Origin of the sequence: Pseudomonas batumici, from assembly GCF_000820515.1 — a bacterium.
GTDB classification, from domain to species: domain Bacteria; phylum Pseudomonadota; class Gammaproteobacteria; order Pseudomonadales; family Pseudomonadaceae; genus Aquipseudomonas; species Aquipseudomonas batumici.
This window is the reverse complement of record NZ_JXDG01000068.1, coordinates 248142-262558: the sequence shown is the minus strand read 5'-3', so window position 1 is coordinate 262558 and position 14417 is coordinate 248142. Positions and strand designations below refer to the sequence as shown.

At 63.1% G+C, this 14417-nt stretch carries 16 protein-coding genes; 7 read left to right on the top strand and 9 right to left on the bottom strand.

The window, feature by feature from the left end:
- Nucleotides 1-42: 42 nt before the first annotated feature.
- From rpoZ to UCMB321_RS26820, 3 genes are all read right to left on the bottom strand, one after another.
- On the bottom strand, nucleotides 43-306 hold the full coding sequence (rpoZ, locus tag UCMB321_RS26830; RefSeq protein WP_040071711.1) for a DNA-directed RNA polymerase subunit omega: 264 nt from the start codon (nucleotides 304-306) through the stop codon (nucleotides 43-45).
- Between the two features lie 167 nt (nucleotides 307-473).
- A complete protein-coding gene (gene gmk, locus UCMB321_RS26825; RefSeq protein ID WP_040071710.1) occupies nucleotides 474-1094 on the bottom strand; it encodes a guanylate kinase in 621 nt (206 codons plus the stop codon).
- 12 nt (nucleotides 1095-1106) lie between these two features.
- Nucleotides 1107-1970 carry a YicC/YloC family endoribonuclease gene (locus UCMB321_RS26820; protein WP_040071709.1) on the bottom strand — a complete coding sequence of 288 codons (864 nt, stop codon included), beginning with the start codon at nucleotides 1968-1970 and terminating at the stop codon, nucleotides 1107-1109.
- A gap of 225 nt (nucleotides 1971-2195) precedes the next feature.
- Here UCMB321_RS26820 and rph point away from each other — a divergent pair, with 225 nt between their 5' ends.
- Both rph and UCMB321_RS26810 read left to right on the top strand, forming a co-directional pair.
- Nucleotides 2196-2918 (top strand): ribonuclease PH, encoded by a 723-nt coding sequence (rph, locus tag UCMB321_RS26815; RefSeq protein ID WP_040071708.1) that lies wholly within the window; start codon nucleotides 2196-2198, stop codon nucleotides 2916-2918.
- Between the two features lie 34 nt (nucleotides 2919-2952).
- Nucleotides 2953-3321 carry a DUF4870 domain-containing protein gene (locus UCMB321_RS26810; RefSeq protein ID WP_040071707.1) on the top strand — a complete coding sequence of 123 codons (369 nt, stop codon included), beginning with the start codon at nucleotides 2953-2955 and terminating at the stop codon, nucleotides 3319-3321.
- Between the two features lie 80 nt (nucleotides 3322-3401).
- On the opposite strand, the gene UCMB321_RS26805 is transcribed toward UCMB321_RS26810, so the two are convergent.
- A complete protein-coding gene (locus UCMB321_RS26805; RefSeq protein ID WP_003176915.1) occupies nucleotides 3402-4181 on the bottom strand; it encodes an exodeoxyribonuclease III in 780 nt (259 codons plus the stop codon).
- Between the two features lie 83 nt (nucleotides 4182-4264).
- On the opposite strand from UCMB321_RS26805, the gene pyrE reads away from it, so the two are divergent.
- Together pyrE and UCMB321_RS26795 are read left to right on the top strand one after the other, a co-directional pair.
- Nucleotides 4265-4906, top strand: a complete 642-nt coding sequence (gene pyrE, locus UCMB321_RS26800) for an orotate phosphoribosyltransferase (protein WP_040071706.1) — start codon at nucleotides 4265-4267, stop codon at nucleotides 4904-4906.
- 36 nt (nucleotides 4907-4942) lie between these two features.
- Complete coding sequence (locus UCMB321_RS26795) at nucleotides 4943-5500, top strand: hypothetical protein (RefSeq protein ID WP_040071705.1); 558 nt, start codon at nucleotides 4943-4945, stop codon at nucleotides 5498-5500.
- A gap of 140 nt (nucleotides 5501-5640) precedes the next feature.
- Here the strand turns inward: UCMB321_RS26795 and argB are convergent, their stop codons facing one another.
- The 4 genes from argB to coaBC all read right to left on the bottom strand — a co-directional run bounded on the left by argB (nucleotide 5641) and on the right by coaBC (nucleotide 10958).
- Nucleotides 5641-6546, bottom strand: coding sequence for an acetylglutamate kinase (gene argB / locus UCMB321_RS26790; RefSeq protein WP_040071704.1), 906 nt, complete (start codon nucleotides 6544-6546; stop codon nucleotides 5641-5643).
- A 64-nt stretch (nucleotides 6547-6610) separates the two neighbouring features.
- Nucleotides 6611-8008: a phosphomannomutase/phosphoglucomutase gene (locus tag UCMB321_RS31250; RefSeq protein WP_209437214.1), complete on the bottom strand. Its 1398-nt coding sequence runs from the start codon at nucleotides 8006-8008 to the stop codon at nucleotides 6611-6613.
- 1280 nt (nucleotides 8009-9288) lie between these two features.
- Nucleotides 9289-9744 carry a dUTP diphosphatase gene (gene dut, locus UCMB321_RS26780; RefSeq protein WP_040071702.1) on the bottom strand — a complete coding sequence of 152 codons (456 nt, stop codon included), beginning with the start codon at nucleotides 9742-9744 and terminating at the stop codon, nucleotides 9289-9291.
- A gap of 5 nt (nucleotides 9745-9749) precedes the next feature.
- Nucleotides 9750-10958 (bottom strand): bifunctional phosphopantothenoylcysteine decarboxylase/phosphopantothenate--cysteine ligase CoaBC, encoded by a 1209-nt coding sequence (gene coaBC / locus UCMB321_RS26775; RefSeq protein WP_040071701.1) that lies wholly within the window; start codon nucleotides 10956-10958, stop codon nucleotides 9750-9752.
- Nucleotides 10959-11091: 133 nt separating this feature from the next.
- Here coaBC and radC point away from each other — a divergent pair, with 133 nt between their 5' ends.
- Nucleotides 11092-11766: a RadC family protein gene (gene radC / locus UCMB321_RS26770; RefSeq protein ID WP_040071700.1), complete on the top strand. Its 675-nt coding sequence runs from the start codon at nucleotides 11092-11094 to the stop codon at nucleotides 11764-11766.
- A 135-nt stretch (nucleotides 11767-11901) separates the two neighbouring features.
- On the opposite strand, the gene UCMB321_RS26765 is transcribed toward radC, so the two are convergent.
- Nucleotides 11902-13491 carry an ABC transporter substrate-binding protein gene (locus tag UCMB321_RS26765; RefSeq protein ID WP_040071699.1) on the bottom strand — a complete coding sequence of 530 codons (1590 nt, stop codon included), beginning with the start codon at nucleotides 13489-13491 and terminating at the stop codon, nucleotides 11902-11904.
- A gap of 451 nt (nucleotides 13492-13942) precedes the next feature.
- On the opposite strand from UCMB321_RS26765, the gene rpmB reads away from it, so the two are divergent.
- Nucleotides 13943-14176, top strand: a complete 234-nt coding sequence (rpmB, locus tag UCMB321_RS26760) for a 50S ribosomal protein L28 (RefSeq protein ID WP_007921114.1) — start codon at nucleotides 13943-13945, stop codon at nucleotides 14174-14176.
- A 12-nt stretch (nucleotides 14177-14188) separates the two neighbouring features.
- Nucleotides 14189-14344, top strand: coding sequence for a 50S ribosomal protein L33 (gene rpmG / locus UCMB321_RS26755; protein ID WP_003177274.1), 156 nt, complete (start codon nucleotides 14189-14191; stop codon nucleotides 14342-14344).
- The last annotated feature ends 73 nt before the right edge of the window (nucleotides 14345-14417 follow it).

Here is a 14417-nt window from a genome sequence, read left to right as displayed (position 1 = left end):
AGCCTTGTACCCTGCGCCGTGCTACGTCGACCAGGCATAGGCTTAGACGGCCTCGTTGGACTCGTCCTCGAAGGCGGCGAAGACTGGGTCTTCATGGACGATATCCTGTTCGGCGATGAACTCGTTCGTCACATAACCTTCGGCGATTTCCCGCAGGGCCATTACGGTCGGCTTGTCATTTTCCCACGCCAGCTTCGGCTCTTTGCCGCCGGTCGCCAGTTGACGAGCACGCTTGGTGGAGAGCATGACCAGCTCAAAACGGTTAGCCACATGTTCTAGGCAGTCTTCAACGGTTACGCGGGCCATGGTGTTCCTCGTAGCAAATACGGTAGTCGCGGTGCCCGGATGGGCGGGCGGACTAAACAGTTTAAAAAATCACCAGCGATTAGGGAAGCGCTGATTTCTCCACCAGGTTCGCCAACGCGCCACGAGTACCAATGTAAAGCCCTCGCGACGCTTTTGGGAAGTGTTGCTTATGCCAACAATTCACTCAACAGTTGAGTGAATTGTTGCTGCTGGGGCAGTTGTTGCAGGCGATTGGCGCGGAAAATCGCCTTCAGGTCGTCCAGTGCGTGGGCAAAATCGTCGTTGATGATCAGGAAATCGTATTCGACGTAGTGGCTCATTTCGCTGACCGCTTCGCGCATCCGCCCTTCGATGATCGCGTCGCTGTCCTGGCCACGGTTGGTCAGGCGCTGGCGCAGGGCCTGCTGGCTGGGCGGCAGGATGAAGATGGAACGGGCCTCGGGCATTTGCCGGCGCACTTGTTCGGCGCCCTGCCAGTCGATTTCCAGGATCAGGTCGTGGCCTTCGTCCAGGGTCTGCTGCAGGTGGCTCTGGGAGGTGCCGTAGAGGTTGCCGAAAACTTCGGCCTGTTCGAGGAAATCACCGTGCTCGACCATGCGCACGAACTCGGCGCGGTCGACGAAGTGGTAGTTCACGCCGTTTTCTTCGCCCGGACGCATGGCGCGGGTGGTGTGCGAGACCGAGACGCGGATCTGCGGCTCGGCATCGATCAGGGCCTTGACCAGGCTGGTCTTGCCTGCGCCCGACGGTGCGGAAATGATGTAGAGGGTGCCAGTGCTGTGGGTCATGTCGGGTTAGCCTTACTCGATGTTCTGTACTTGTTCGCGCATTTGCTCGATCAACACCTTGAGGTTGACCGCCGCCTGGGTGCTGCGCGGGTCGAAGGCCTTGGAGCCGAGGGTATTGGCTTCGCGGTTGAGTTCCTGCATCAGGAAGTCCAGGCGTCGGCCGGCCGCGCCGCCGGACTTGAGGACCCGGCGGACTTCGATGATATGGGTGGCGAGGCGGTCGAGCTCTTCGGCCACGTCGCTTTTCTGCGCCAGCAGGACCATTTCCTGTTCCAGGCGGGCTGGGTCCAGCTCGGCCTGCATGTCGGCGAAGCGGTCGAGGACTTTCTGGCGCTGGCTGGCGAGCATCTGCGGGACCTGTTCGCGCAGGGTCGCGACATCGCCCTCGATGGCGTCCAGGCGCTCCACGATCAGGCGGGCCAACTCCGCGCCTTCGCGCTGGCGGCCGTTCTTGAGTTCCTTGAGCCCTTGGTTGAACAGGGCCAGGGCCTCGTTGTTCAGGGCCTGCGGGTCGCTGGCGTCGGCCACCAGCACGCCGGGCCAGGCGAGGACTTCCAGCGGATTCAGCGCGGCGGGCTGCTTGATCAGGCCGGCGACGGTTTCGGCGGCGGCGATCAGCTGGGTGGCGCGCTCGCGGTCGATCTGCAGGGCCTTGCCGGTGGTTTCCTCGGTGAAGCGCAGGGTGCATTCCAGCTTGCCCCGCGACAGGCCCTGGCGCAGGGCTTCGCGAACCGCGCCCTCGAGGTCGCGGAACGACTCCGGCAGGCGCAGGTGGGGTTCCAGGTAGCGGCTGTTGACCGAGCGCAGTTCCCAGCTCAGGGTGCCCTGGCTGACGGCGCTTTCGACGCGGGCGAAGGCGGTCATGCTGTGGACCATGGAAGTACCTCGCGATTCAGGTTCGCCGCCGCTTGGGCGGGCAGGACCGGTGAATGAATTAAAGCCGACGGGCAGCAAAGGCGCAGGATTGTAGCGCAGTGCGGCCGTTGCCCCCAAACCGCCGCGATGTCGCGGAGCGGGCCCTGAGGTATTTAGAGGTGCCCAGCGCAGTCCCTGGCCTCTATAATGCCCAGTAGATTTCCGTCCCCGTACAGGTATTCCCAGATGAAACGTCCAAGTGGTCGCGCCGCCGATCAGCTCCGCTCGATCCGCATCACCCGCAACTACACCAAACACGCCGAGGGATCTGTACTGGTCGAGTTCGGTGATACCAAAGTGATCTGCACGGTCAGCGTCGAGAACGGCGTGCCGCGTTTCCTCAAGGGCCAAGGCCAGGGTTGGCTGACCGCCGAATACGGCATGCTGCCGCGCGCCACCGGCGAGCGTAACCAGCGTGAGGCGAGTCGCGGCAAGCAAGGCGGTCGCACCCTGGAGATCCAGCGCCTGATCGGTCGTTCGCTGCGGGCCGCGCTGGACATGTCCAAGTTGGGCGACGTGACGCTGTATGTCGACTGCGATGTGATCCAGGCCGACGGCGGCACCCGCACCGCCTCCATCACCGGTGCCATGGTCGCGCTGGTCGATGCCCTGGGCGTGATCAAGAAGCGCGGCGGCCTGAAGGGCGGCAGCCCGCTCAAGCAGATGATCGCCGCGGTATCGGTGGGCATGTACCAGGGCGAGCCGGTGCTCGACCTGGACTACCTGGAGGACTCGGCGGCCGAGACCGACCTGAACGTGGTCATGACCAGCACCGGTGGTTTCATCGAGGTGCAGGGCACTGCCGAAGGCGCGCCGTTCCAGCCCGAGGAGTTGAACGCGATGCTGGCGTTGGCGCAAAAAGGCATGAGCGAAATCTTCGAATTGCAGAAGGCCGTTCTGGCCGACTGAGTGTTCGGACTGTTTCCAGGATAAGGAGAGCGCCATGAGTGACGAGCAACTACCCGTACCCGCCCCGAGCCAGGAAGTCAGGCAATGGGCGATGTTCTGTCATTTGTCGGCGTTTCTCGGCTACTGGTTTCCGTTCGGCAGCCTGATCGGACCGCTGATCCTGTGGCAGATGAAGCGCGAGCAGGACCCGTTCATCGACGCCCAGGGCAAGGAAGCGCTGAACTTCCAGATCACCGTGGCGGTGGCTGCGATGATCTGTATCCCGCTGATGTTCGTCCTGATCGGCATTCCGCTGTTTGGCCTGCTGGTGATCGCGGCGGTGGTGCTGACCATCATTGCCGGCATCAAGGCCAACGAGGGCGTGGCTTACCGCTACCCCTTCACCTGGCGACCGCTCAAGTAGCCTCGGCTGCCGTTATATCAGGCAATGACGCGCAAAAAAGCCGACGTGATGTCGGCTTTTTTGTCGCTGCGAAAAGACGCTTAGATGGTCAGCGTCCAGTCGTAGTCGACGATCAGCGGTGCGTGCTGCGAGAAGCGCGGCTGGCGCGGCAGGCGTGCGCTGCGCACGAAGCGCCGCAGGCCCGGGGTCAGCAGCTGATAGTCGAAACGCCAGCCGAGGTTGAGCATCTCGGCCTGTTCGTTATCCGGCCACCAGCTGTACTGGTCGCCTTCGCGGCTGACTTCGCGCAGGGCGTCGACATAGCCCATGTTGCCGACAATCTCGTCCATCCAGGCCCGTTCCGGCGCCAGGAACCCCGGGGATTGCTGGCTGTCGCGCCAGTTCTTGATATCCAGCTTCTGCTGCGCCACGTACAGCGAGCCACAATAAATGTACTCGCGACGTTTGCGCCGCTGTTTGTCCAGATAGCGGGCGAAGTCATCCATAAGCTTGAACTTCTGGTTCAAGTCTTCATCGCCGTTCTGCCCCGAGGGAAGCAGCAAGGTCGCGATGCTGACCTTGTCGAAATCGGCTTGCAGGTAGCGCCCGTAGCGGTCTGCCGTCTCGAAACCGAGACCGCTGATGACAGCCTTCGGTTGCAACCGCGAGTACAGAGCCACGCCACCTTGGGCGGGGACTTCGGCATCGCAGGCATAAAGGAAGTAGCCATCCAGTTGGAAGGCTGGGTCGTCCAGTTCAAAGGCGGAGGCGCGGGTGTCCTGCAGGCAGATGACGTCGGCATTCTGTGCTTGCAGCCAACTGAGCAAACCACGCTCGACTGCGGCCTGAATACCATTGACGTTCACACTGATGATCCGCATAAATGGCCCCAAAAATCACGTGCGTGTATGATACCCCAAGGTCTACCTAATTAGCTAAATCCGTGGTATTTGGGGCTTTTTTCATGCAGGCGTATCAACGCGATTTCATTCGTTTCGCCATCGATCGCGGGGTTTTGCGCTTCGGTGAGTTCACCCTGAAGTCCGGGCGTACCAGCCCTTACTTCTTCAATGCCGGCCTGTTCAACAGCGGTTCGGCTCTGGCTCAACTGGGTCGTTTCTATGCGGCGGCGATCGTCGAGAGCGGCATTGCGTTCGACGTGCTGTTCGGCCCGGCCTACAAGGGCATCCCCCTGGCGGCGGCCACCGCCGTGGCCCTGGCCGAACATCACGGGCGCGATCTGCCCTGGTGCTTCAACCGCAAGGAAGCCAAGGCCCACGGCGAAGGCGGCAGCCTGGTCGGCGCGCCGTTGGCCGGTGATGTGCTGATCATCGACGACGTGATCACCGCCGGGACCGCGATCCGCGAGGTGATGCAGATCATCCAGGCCCAGGGCGCCAAGCCCGCCGGCGTGCTGATCGCGCTCAACCGCCAGGAGCGCGGCAATGGCGAGCTGTCGGCGATCCAGGAAGTCGAGCGTGACTTCGCGATTCCGGTGGTCAGCATCGTGTCCCTGACCCAGGTCCTGCAGTTCCTGGCCGATGATGAGCAGCTCAAGCAGCATCTGCCTGCGGTCGAGGCTTATCGCGCGCAATACGGGATCTGATTCCCCTTGCGCCGCGGGTATCGGTGGTTGCCCCTGATGTTCTGCGCGTCCTTTGCCGCGCAGGCCGAGGACACGTCCGGCGCGCTGCTGTATCGCTATGTCGACAGCAAGGGCGTCACGGTGCTCGACCGCCAGGTGCCCCCGGAGTACGCGGGCAAGGGCTATCAGGTCCTGAACGCGCGGGGGCGGGTGCTGCAGACGGTCGCCCCGGCCCCGACGGCCGAGGAGCTTGCCCGTCTGCAGGCGCAGAAAGTCCAGGATGATGCCAATGCGCAGCTGTTGCAGCGCTATTCCAGCGTCCATGAGGTCGACAAGGCCCAGGCGCGCAAGCTCGCCGAGCTGGATGCGATGATCGCGAGCATCCAGACCAATCTTCAAGCCTTGCTGGCGCAGCAGGTCAGCCTGCAAGGCCAGGCGGCGGAGCAGGAGCGGGCGGGGCACGAGGTGTCGCCGCAACTGTTGGGGCAGCTCGCGGGGCTGCGTGACGAACAGGCGCGGATGAGGGCGGATATTGCCAAGTACCAGGCGGCACGGGTCCAGGCGCAGCAGGATTTCGCGGCGGATCGGGCGCGGGTGGAGCAGTTGACGCGCTGATCCCGATCCAGGGTCGGCGCAGTCTCTGTAGGAGCCGGCTTGCTGGCGATTCAGGCGACGCGGTGTATCAAGCCACCGCGTTATCGTTCATCGTCGGAACGCCGCCCGCAGCAAGCCGGCTCCCACAGGCTTCTACTTGATCAGTGACGCTTGCGGTTGCTGATCAGGGTGCCCATGCCGGTATCGGTGAAGATCTCCAGCAGCACCGCGTTCGGCACGCGACCGTCGATGATCAACGAGCTGCCGACGCCACCCTGTACCGCTTCCAGTGCGCAGCGAATCTTCGGCAGCATGCCACCGTAGATGGTGCCGTCGGCGATCAGGTCGTCCACCTGGGCCGTGCTCAGGCCGGTCAGGACCTTGCCTTCCTTGTCCATCAGGCCGGCAATGTTGGTCAGCAGCATCAGCTTCTCGGCCTTCAGGGCCTCGGCGATCTTGCCCGCCACCAGGTCGGCGTTGATGTTGTAGGACTCGCCATTGGCACCGACGCCAATCGGCGCGATCACCGGGATGAAATCACCCTTGACCAGCAGGTTCAGCAGGTCGGTGTTGATGCCGACCACTTCGCCCACCTGGCCGATGTCGATGATTTCCGGCTGGGTCATTTCCGGGGTCTGGCGGGTCACGGTGAGCTTTTTCGCCCGGATCAGCTCGGCATCCTTGCCGGTCAGGCCGATGGCGCTGCCGCCGTGACGGTTGATCAGGTTGACGATGCTCTTGTTCACCTGCCCGCCGAGGACCATTTCCACCACGTCCATGGTCTGGGCGTCGGTCACGCGCATGCCGTCGATGAAGTGGCTCTCGATGGAAAGACGCTTGAGCAGGTCACCGATCTGCGGACCACCGCCGTGGACCACCACCGGGTTGATCCCCACCGCTTTCATCAACACGATGTCGCGGGCAAAACCGGTTTTCAGCTCTTCGCTTTCCATGGCGTTGCCGCCGTACTTGATTACCAGCGTCTTGCCGACGTATCGGCGGATGTAAGGCAACGCTTCGGAAAGAACCTTGGCGGTATTGGCAGCGGCATCGCGTTCGAGGGTCATTCAGGGCTCCGGTGGAACAAGTGGTCGGATGGTGCAAAGACTACGCTTTTACACCGTCCAAAGGTCAGAACGGTAGTGGGAGATCAGGGGCAACACGTTTCAATTGGCTGTGGAACACGTCCTTGATGCGCTGCAATTCGGCGTCTGTGTCGGCTTCGAAGCGCAGGACCAGCACCGGCGTGGTGTTGGAGGCGCGTACCAGGCCCCAGCCGTGGGGGTAGTCGACCCGCACACCGTCGATGGTGGTCAGGTTGGCGTCGCCCCAGTCGGCATCGCTTTGCAGTGCATCAATGATGCTGAATTTGCCCTCATCGGTCACATTGATATTGATTTCCGGCGTGGAAATATCGTTCGGGAAGGTCGCGAACAGCTCCTCGGCGCTGGATTTCTCCTGGCTGAGGATCTCCAGCAGGCGCGCGGCGCTGTAGAGGCCGTCGTCGAAACCGAACCAGCGTTCCTTGAAGAAGATGTGACCGCTCATTTCGCCGGCGAGCAGGGCACCGCTTTCCTTCATCTTTTTCTTGATCAGCGAGTGGCCGGTTTTCCACATCACCGGACGACCGCCGTATTCGCGGATCAAGGGCGTCAGGCGACGGGTGCACTTGACGTCGAAAATGATATCCGCGCCCGGGTTGCGTGCCACTACATCCTTGGTGAACAGCATCAGCAGGCGGTCGGGGTAGACGATGCTGCCGGTGTTGGTCACCACGCCCACGCGGTCGCCGTCGCCATCGAAAGCCAGGCCCAGGTCGGCATGGCTTTCCTTGACCTTGGCAATCAGGTCCGCCAGGTTCTCGGGCTTGCCCGGGTCCGGGTGGTGGTTGGGGAAGTGGCCGTCGACCTCTTCGAACAGCGAGATGACTTCGCAGCCCAGGGCTTCGATCAGCTTGGGTGCGATGACCCCGGCGGCGCCGTTGCCGCAGTCGACCACGACCTTGAGTTTCCTCGCCAGCACGATGTCGTCGCGGATCTGCTCGAAGTAGCGGCCGAGGATGTCGACCTTCTCGATGCTGCCCTTGCCGCTGCTCAGGTCGTGGGTCTTGAGGCGGGTGTGCAGGGCCTGGATCTGCTCGTTGGCCAGGGTGTCGCCGGCGATGACGATCTTGAAGCCGTTGTAGTTCGGCGGGTTGTGACTGCCGGTGAGCATGACCCCGGACTTGCCGGCCAGCACGTGGGTGGCGTAGTACAGCGCCGGGGTCGGCACCAGGCCGACATCGCTGACATGGCAGCCGCTGTCGTGCAGGCCCTGGATCAACCGCTGGACCAGCTCCGGTCCGGACAGGCGACCGTCACGGCCGACCGAAACATTCGGTTCGCCCTGGGCCAGGCTCTGCGCGCCGACGGCGCGACCGACCCAGTAGGCGGTTTCGCCATTCAGGGTCTCCGGGACCGTGCCACGGATATCGTAGGCGCGGAAGATGCTGTCAGGGAATGTCGGGATGACCGGGGCACTGCTGTTCATGGCGTGGTGAGGCTCCGTTCCCAGGAAATCCTGGTGTTCGTCGAGAATGTCGATATCGAGAATATCGGTGTCCTGGAACAGCGGATCGGTCCAGACGGCACTTGGGGTGACGGGCTGGATCGGCGCTGGGGCGTTGCGGGTGGCAAGGCCCGGATCAATGCCGTCCGGGGCAGGAGAGGGCTCGGGGTGACCGTTGCGCAGGGAAAAGCGCGCCAGTTCCTGAGCCAGTCCATTGAGCGCCGGCAGGCTCAAGCTGAAGGCTTTGACGGCTTTCCCGCCGGAGAGTTCGTGAAACAGTTGCTCCAGTTGTCGGGCATCGCTGTCGAGACGGTTTTGCAGGCGTTTGTGGGTCAGGCAGATGCCCAGCAGGACGCTGCCCAGGGCGAGCAAGGCGGCGAGGGCCGTCAAGACGTAGGCGCTCAGGGGGTAGGACAGCTTGAGCGAGGGGCCGGGGCTGAATTTCAGTGCCCAGTTGGTGTAGCCGACGCTAAAGGAAACACTTTCGTCCGTTGTGGCGGTTCCGCGCTGGTCCAGCACCTGTTCCGGGCTGCCGAGGACACTTTGCGTCAGGCGCAGCTCGCCGGTCTCCGGGTGCCATTGGCTCAAGGGCTGGAGCAGTCGTTGCAGATCGAAGACCAGCAGCAATGTGCCGCCGCTTTGTGTGCCCGAGGGGGGCTTGAGCGAGGCCACGCTATAGACCAGCCAGCGTTGACCGACCTTGTAGGCTTCAGGGGGCGGCTTGGTGCCTCTTTCGGCCCGGGTGATCAGGTCCAGCGCCGAGAAGTTCAGCGGAGCCGCACGGTCGCTGGTCGGCTGGGCCCGGCCAGGCAGGTACAGTTGGGCGTCCACCAGGCCGTTGACGAAGCGCAGGCCGGCTTCCGTGGCCTTTACCTGTTCGGCGTTCTGGCTTTGCAGGGCCTTGAGCAACGAAGGGTCCAGGGCCGCCGCCTCGGTCTGTGCGATAAGGTCGCTGCTTGCCTGACTCAGGCCCGCGGCGGCCACGGCGCCGGGCATTTGCTTCAGGGTGGTGCGCAGTGTCTGGTTCCAGGGCCCGACCACGCCAAACCACAGGAGCGCGGCGGCCAGGGCCAGCCCACCCAAGGCAATCCGCAATCCCGGTAACAAGGGTTTGGCGGCGTTGCCTGGAGGCGTGTGACCGTTACCTTCATGAGCGTCGACGGGTGTTGCATTGCGCTTGAAGCCTTTCAAATATTGCCTCCGCGAGATTCATCCTGAAATTCAACGCGCCCCGTCTCAGGCCGGGCCTGGACCAGCTTAGGTCAATGGCTGCCCGAGTGCCCGAAACCGCCGGCACCGCGCTGGCTTTCGTCGAAGGCCTCGACCACCTCGAAGTGCGCCTGGACCACCGGCACCAGCACCAGTTGGGCGATGCGCTCGCCGACGGCGATGTTGAAGGCAGTCTGGCCACGGTTCCAGCAGGAAACCATCAGTTCGCCCTGGTAGTCGGAGTCGATCAGGCCCACCAGGTTGCCCAGCACGATGCCGTGTTTGTGGCCCAGGCCGGAGCGCGGCAGGATCAGGGCGGCGAGGCCCGGATCGCCGATGTACACCGACAGGCCGGTGGGGATCAGCAAGGTCTGGCCCGGCTCCAGTACGGTGTCCTGCTTGAGCATGGCGCGCAGGTCGAGGCCGGCGGAGCCGGGCGTGGCGTACTGGGGCAGCGGGAATTCGCCGCCGATGCGTGGGTCGAGGATCTTGGCTTGCAAAGCGTGCATGAAAATTAAACCTGGTTCAGTCGTTCGGCGATAAAGGAAACCAGCTGGCGGGCAATCTTGCCCTTGCTGGTCTGGGCGAAGAGTGTCGCGTGGAGCTCGCGGTCGATCACGCTGCAGGCGTTTTCCTCGCTGTTGAAGCCAATGCTGGGGTTGGCCACGTCATTGGCGACGATCAGGTCGAGGTTCTTGTCCTTGAGCTTGCGTGCGGCGTAGTCGAGCAGATGTTCGGTTTCGGCGGCGAAGCCGACACTGAACGGACGGTCGGGGCGGCCGGCAAGGGTGGCCAGGATGTCCGGGTTGCGCACCATCTGTAGCAGCAGGCCGTCGCCGTTCGTAGGGTCTTTCTTGAGTTTTTGCGGGGCAACGACTTCCGGGCGGTAGTCCGCGACTGCGGCCGAGGCGATAAACAGGTCGCAGGGCATGGCGGCTTCGCAGGCGGCGAGCATGTCGCGGGCGCTGACCACGTCGATGCGGGTCACCCGGTCCGGGGTCGGCAGGTGCACGGGGCCGGTGATCAGGGTGACGCGGGCGCCGGCTTCGACGGCGGCTTCGGCCAGGGCGAAGCCCATTTTCCCGGAGCTGTGGTTGGTGATGTAGCGCACCGGGTCGATGTTTTCCTGGGTCGGGCCGGCGGTGATCAGCACGTGCTTGCCGGTCAGGGCCAGGTGCTGGAAGCAATCGGCGGCGCAGTGCGCCAGGTCCGTGGCTTCGAGCATGCGGCCCAGGCCGACGTCACCGCAGGCCTGGCTGCCGGAGGCCGGGCCGAAGACTTTCAGGCCGCGGCTTTGCAGCAATTGGGTGTTGGCCTGGGTGGCCGGGTCGCGCCACATGGCCTGGTTCATGGCCGGGGCGATGGCCACGGTGGCGTCGGTGGCGAGCACCAGGGTGGTCAGCAGGTCGTCGGCGATACCCTGGGCCAGGCGGGCGATGAGGTCGGCGGTGGCCGGTGCGATCAGCACCAGGTCGGCCCATTTCGCCAGCTCGATATGGCCCATGGCGGCTTCGGCGGCCGGGTCGAGCAGGTCCAGGTGCACCGGGTGCCCGGACAGCGCCTGCATGGTCAGCGGGGTGATGAACTCGCTGCCGCCACGGGTCATGACCACGCGCACTTCGGCGCCCTGGTCGAGGAGTCGGCGAACCAGCTCGGCGCTCTTGTAGGCGGCAATGCCGCCGCCGACGCCGAGAACGATGCGTTTCCGATACAGCCGCTGCATAGACCTGCCTTTTAGTCCGGTGATGGCTACCCCCGACGACGCCTCCCCAGGCCGGATCAGGGGTGAAAATGATGGGCTAAGATAACACAGCGACCGCCAGGGAACAGCGGCGCCAAAGGGACAGGGAGGTGCAATGAGTATTCGTGACTGGCCGGCGGCGGAACGGCCGCGGGAGAAGCTGCTGGAACAGGGGGCGGCGAGTCTTTCCGACGCCGAGTTGCTGGCGATCTTTCTGCGCACCGGCGTCTGCGGCAAGAGCGCGGTGGACCTGGCCCGGCACTTGTTGAGCCGGTTTGGCAGCCTGCGCAAGCTGTTGGAGTCCGACCAGCAGACGTTCGGTCGCCAGTTGGGCCTGGGGCCGGCCAAGTTCGCGCAATTGCAGGCGGTGCTGGAGATGGCCCGCCGTCATCTGGCCGAGCGTCTGCGGCGCGACTCGGTGCTGGAAAGCCCGCGGGCCGTGCGCGATTACCTCAAGGCGATGCTACGGCACGAGCCCCATGAGGTGTTCGCCTGCCTGTTTCTCGACAGCAAGCACCGGGTGTTGGCGTTCGAGCCGCTGTTTCACGGCAGCATCGACAACACCAGCGTCTATCCGCGGCAGGTGGTCAAGCGGGCGCTGGCGCACAACGCGGCGGCGTTGATCCTCTGCCACAACCACCCTTCGGGGGTCGCCGAGCCCAGCCAGGCGGATCATGTGCTGACCAAGCGCCTCAAGGCGGCGCTGGAGTTCGTCGATGTGCGGGTGCTCGATCACTTTATCGTCGGCGAGGGGGAGCCGTTGTCGATGATGGAGCGTGGCTGGTTGTAACGAGATCGGGCAAACACCGCGATCCCTTGTAGGAGCCGGCTTGCCGGCGATGAGGCCCTCAAGACTTGCGTCGACATTGAGGACGCCATCGCCGGCAAGCCGGCTCCTACAGAAGCGGTGTCGATCAATGCCTCATCAAGGCTTGATGCTGACCCTGGAGAAATCCTGCCGCCCGAACGGACTCACCTCATAGCCCTGGACGTTCTTGCGCAGCAAGGCGAAGGCGGTCGGATGAGCCAGCGGCACCCACAACGCCTGCTGCTGGATCTGCGCCTGGGCCTGTTCGTAGAGCTTGCTGCGTACCCCTTGCTCGCTGGTGGTCTTGCCGGCGCTGATCAGTTTGTCCAGGCCCGCATCGCAGTAACGGGCGAAGTTGGTGCCCGATTTCAGCGCCGCGCAGGAGAATTGCGGGGTCAGGAAGTTGTCCGGGTCGCCGTTGTCACCGGCCCAGCCCATGAACAGCAGGTCATGTTCGCCGGCCTTGGCCCGCCGAATCAGCTCGCCCCATTCGATCACGCGGATCTGTGCCTGGATGCCGACTTCGGCGAGATCGGCTTGCAGCAATTGGGCGCCGAGACTGGGGTTGGGGTTGAGCAGGCTGCCCGACGGGCGCGTCCAGATCGTGGTCTGGAAGCCGTCCTTGAGCCCGGCCTTGGCCAGCAGGGCCCTGGCCTTTTCCGGGTCGTGGGCGTAGCCGGGCAGGTCCTTGGCATAACTCCAGGTGTTGGGCGGGTACGGGCCGTTGGCGGCCTCGGCGGTCTCTTCGAACACCGCCTTGAGGTAGCTGGTCTTGTCGACGGCCAGGTTGATCGCCTGGCGCACTTCCGGCTTGTCCAGCGGTGGATGCTGGCTGTTGATGGCAACGAACGCGGTCATGAAGGCGTCGGTCCTTTCCACCTTGAGTGTCGTCTCCTTACTAGCGGCAACGACATCCAGGGGTTTGGGCGAGAGGGCGATCTGGCACTCGTTACGTCGCAACTTTTGCAGGCGGACGTTGGCATCCGGGGTGATGGAGAAGACCAGGCTGTCGACCGCCGGTTTGCCGGCGAAGTAGTCCGGGTTGGCACTGTAGCGGATCGAGGCGTCTTTCTGGAAACGACCGAACACGAACGGGCCGGTGCCGATGGGCTGGCTGTTGAGTTTTTCCGGCGTGCCCGCGGCCATCAGCTTGTCGGCGTATTCCGCCGAATAGATCGAGGCGAAACCCATGCTCAGGGCGGCGAGGAAGGTCGAGTCGGGGTGATCGAGGGTAAAGCGCACGGTCAGCGGATCGGTGGCCTCGATCCGCTTGATCAGGCTCGGCAGTTGCAGCGACTGGGCGTGGGGAAAGCCGCTCTGGGCGATCTGGTGCCACGGGTTGGCCGGGTCTAGCATGCGTTCGAAGCTGAACCGCACGTCGGCGGCGGTCAGGTCGCGGGTTGGCTTGAAGTAGTCGGTGTGATGGAATTTCACCCCCGGATGCAGCTTGAAGTCGTAGACCAGTCCGTCGTCGGACACCGTCCAGCTGTCGGCGAGGCTGGGGACCAGTTTGCCGCTGGCGGCGTCGAAGTCCACCAGGCGGTTCATCAGCACGTCGGCCGAGGCGTTGGTCGTCGTCAGCGAGTTGTACTGCACCACGTCGAACCCATCGGGGCTGGCTTCGGTGCAAACGTTCAAGGAATCGGCGGCCTGGGCCGGCAGCCCCAGGAAAGGGACGAGCAATAGCGGTAGGGCAGCGAGACGCATATTCAGTATCCTTTGCAGGTCGTTGTCCCATCTGCGAGTGCAGTCTGGAAAAGTCCTACCCTAGAGGTATGGACGGTAATTGACTATCCCGTTTTTACCGGGTTGCTCAGTTTGCCTGCTTCCCCCGATGTTTTCACCGCACGGTTTGGCGGGCCTTTTGGGCCGGCGACAGGCATTTGTGCGACGAGCGGCCTTTTATGGCGCAAGCCCGCGTTGCTGGCGTCCTGCACGGTCATTCCCGGTGCGGCGTTGCGGTTTTAATTGCACGGGATGTTGTTGCACCTGAGTCTTTCTGGTATAAAGCAGCGCTCTTTTCTAGGGGCCCGGTTCCTTCGCTTGTAGGTGTAGCCGGTAAGACCCTTAAAGAAACGCGGCGCCTGGCGCCAAATGACTGAGAGATTAAGCGGCCAACCCATGCCGGGTTGGGCATGTGGTTTTAGAGGGCTGAGGCATGTCTAGAGTCTGTCAAGTTACCGGTAAGGGTCCGGTGACTGGGAATAACATTTCCCACGCAAACAACAAAACCCGTCGTCGTTTCCTGCCGAACCTGCAGCATCACCGCTTCTGGGTCGAGTCCGAGAAGCGTTTCGTGCGTCTGCGCGTATCCGCCAAGGGCATGCGTATCATCGACAAGCGCGGCATTGATGTCGTGCTGGCCGAACTCCGTCGCGATGGCAAGGTATAAGGGAGCTAAATCATGCGTGAATTGATTCGTTTGATCTCGAGCGCCGGTACTGGTCATTTCTACACGACTGACAAGAACAAGCGCACTACTCCGGACAAAATCGAGATCAAGAAATATGATCCGGTTGTTCGTAAGCACGTGATCTACAAGGAAGGCAAAATCAAGTAATTGATTTTTTCTTTCGAAAAAAACCCCGACTGGTTCGGGGTTTTTTTTCGCCTTTTTTCGGCCGGATCCTGCC

What these genes read in the sequence shown, in the direction of transcription:
- rpoZ (WP_040071711.1), bottom strand. Translation starts at nt 306, where the DNA reads ATGGCCCGCGTAACCGTTGAAGACTGCCTAGAACATGTGGCTAACCGT.
- gmk (WP_040071710.1), bottom strand. Translation starts at nt 1,094, where the DNA reads ATGACCCACAGCACTGGCACCCTCTACATCATTTCCGCACCGTCGGGC.
- UCMB321_RS26820 (WP_040071709.1), bottom strand. Translation starts at nt 1,970, where the DNA reads ATGGTCCACAGCATGACCGCCTTCGCCCGCGTCGAAAGCGCCGTCAGC.
- rph (WP_040071708.1), top strand. Translation starts at nt 2,196, where the DNA reads ATGAAACGTCCAAGTGGTCGCGCCGCCGATCAGCTCCGCTCGATCCGC.
- UCMB321_RS26810 (WP_040071707.1), top strand. Translation starts at nt 2,953, where the DNA reads ATGAGTGACGAGCAACTACCCGTACCCGCCCCGAGCCAGGAAGTCAGG.
- UCMB321_RS26805 (WP_003176915.1), bottom strand. Translation starts at nt 4,181, where the DNA reads ATGCGGATCATCAGTGTGAACGTCAATGGTATTCAGGCCGCAGTCGAG.
- pyrE (WP_040071706.1), top strand. Translation starts at nt 4,265, where the DNA reads ATGCAGGCGTATCAACGCGATTTCATTCGTTTCGCCATCGATCGCGGG.
- UCMB321_RS26795 (WP_040071705.1), top strand. Translation starts at nt 4,943, where the DNA reads ATGTTCTGCGCGTCCTTTGCCGCGCAGGCCGAGGACACGTCCGGCGCG.
- argB (WP_040071704.1), bottom strand. Translation starts at nt 6,546, where the DNA reads ATGACCCTCGAACGCGATGCCGCTGCCAATACCGCCAAGGTTCTTTCC.
- UCMB321_RS31250 (WP_209437214.1), bottom strand. Translation starts at nt 8,008, where the DNA reads ATGAACAGCAGTGCCCCGGTCATCCCGACATTCCCTGACAGCATCTTC.
- dut (WP_040071702.1), bottom strand. Translation starts at nt 9,744, where the DNA reads ATGCACGCTTTGCAAGCCAAGATCCTCGACCCACGCATCGGCGGCGAA.
- coaBC (WP_040071701.1), bottom strand. Translation starts at nt 10,958, where the DNA reads ATGCAGCGGCTGTATCGGAAACGCATCGTTCTCGGCGTCGGCGGCGGC.
- radC (WP_040071700.1), top strand. Translation starts at nt 11,092, where the DNA reads ATGAGTATTCGTGACTGGCCGGCGGCGGAACGGCCGCGGGAGAAGCTG.
- UCMB321_RS26765 (WP_040071699.1), bottom strand. Translation starts at nt 13,491, where the DNA reads ATGCGTCTCGCTGCCCTACCGCTATTGCTCGTCCCTTTCCTGGGGCTG.
- rpmB (WP_007921114.1), top strand. Translation starts at nt 13,943, where the DNA reads ATGTCTAGAGTCTGTCAAGTTACCGGTAAGGGTCCGGTGACTGGGAAT.
- rpmG (WP_003177274.1), top strand. Translation starts at nt 14,189, where the DNA reads ATGCGTGAATTGATTCGTTTGATCTCGAGCGCCGGTACTGGTCATTTC.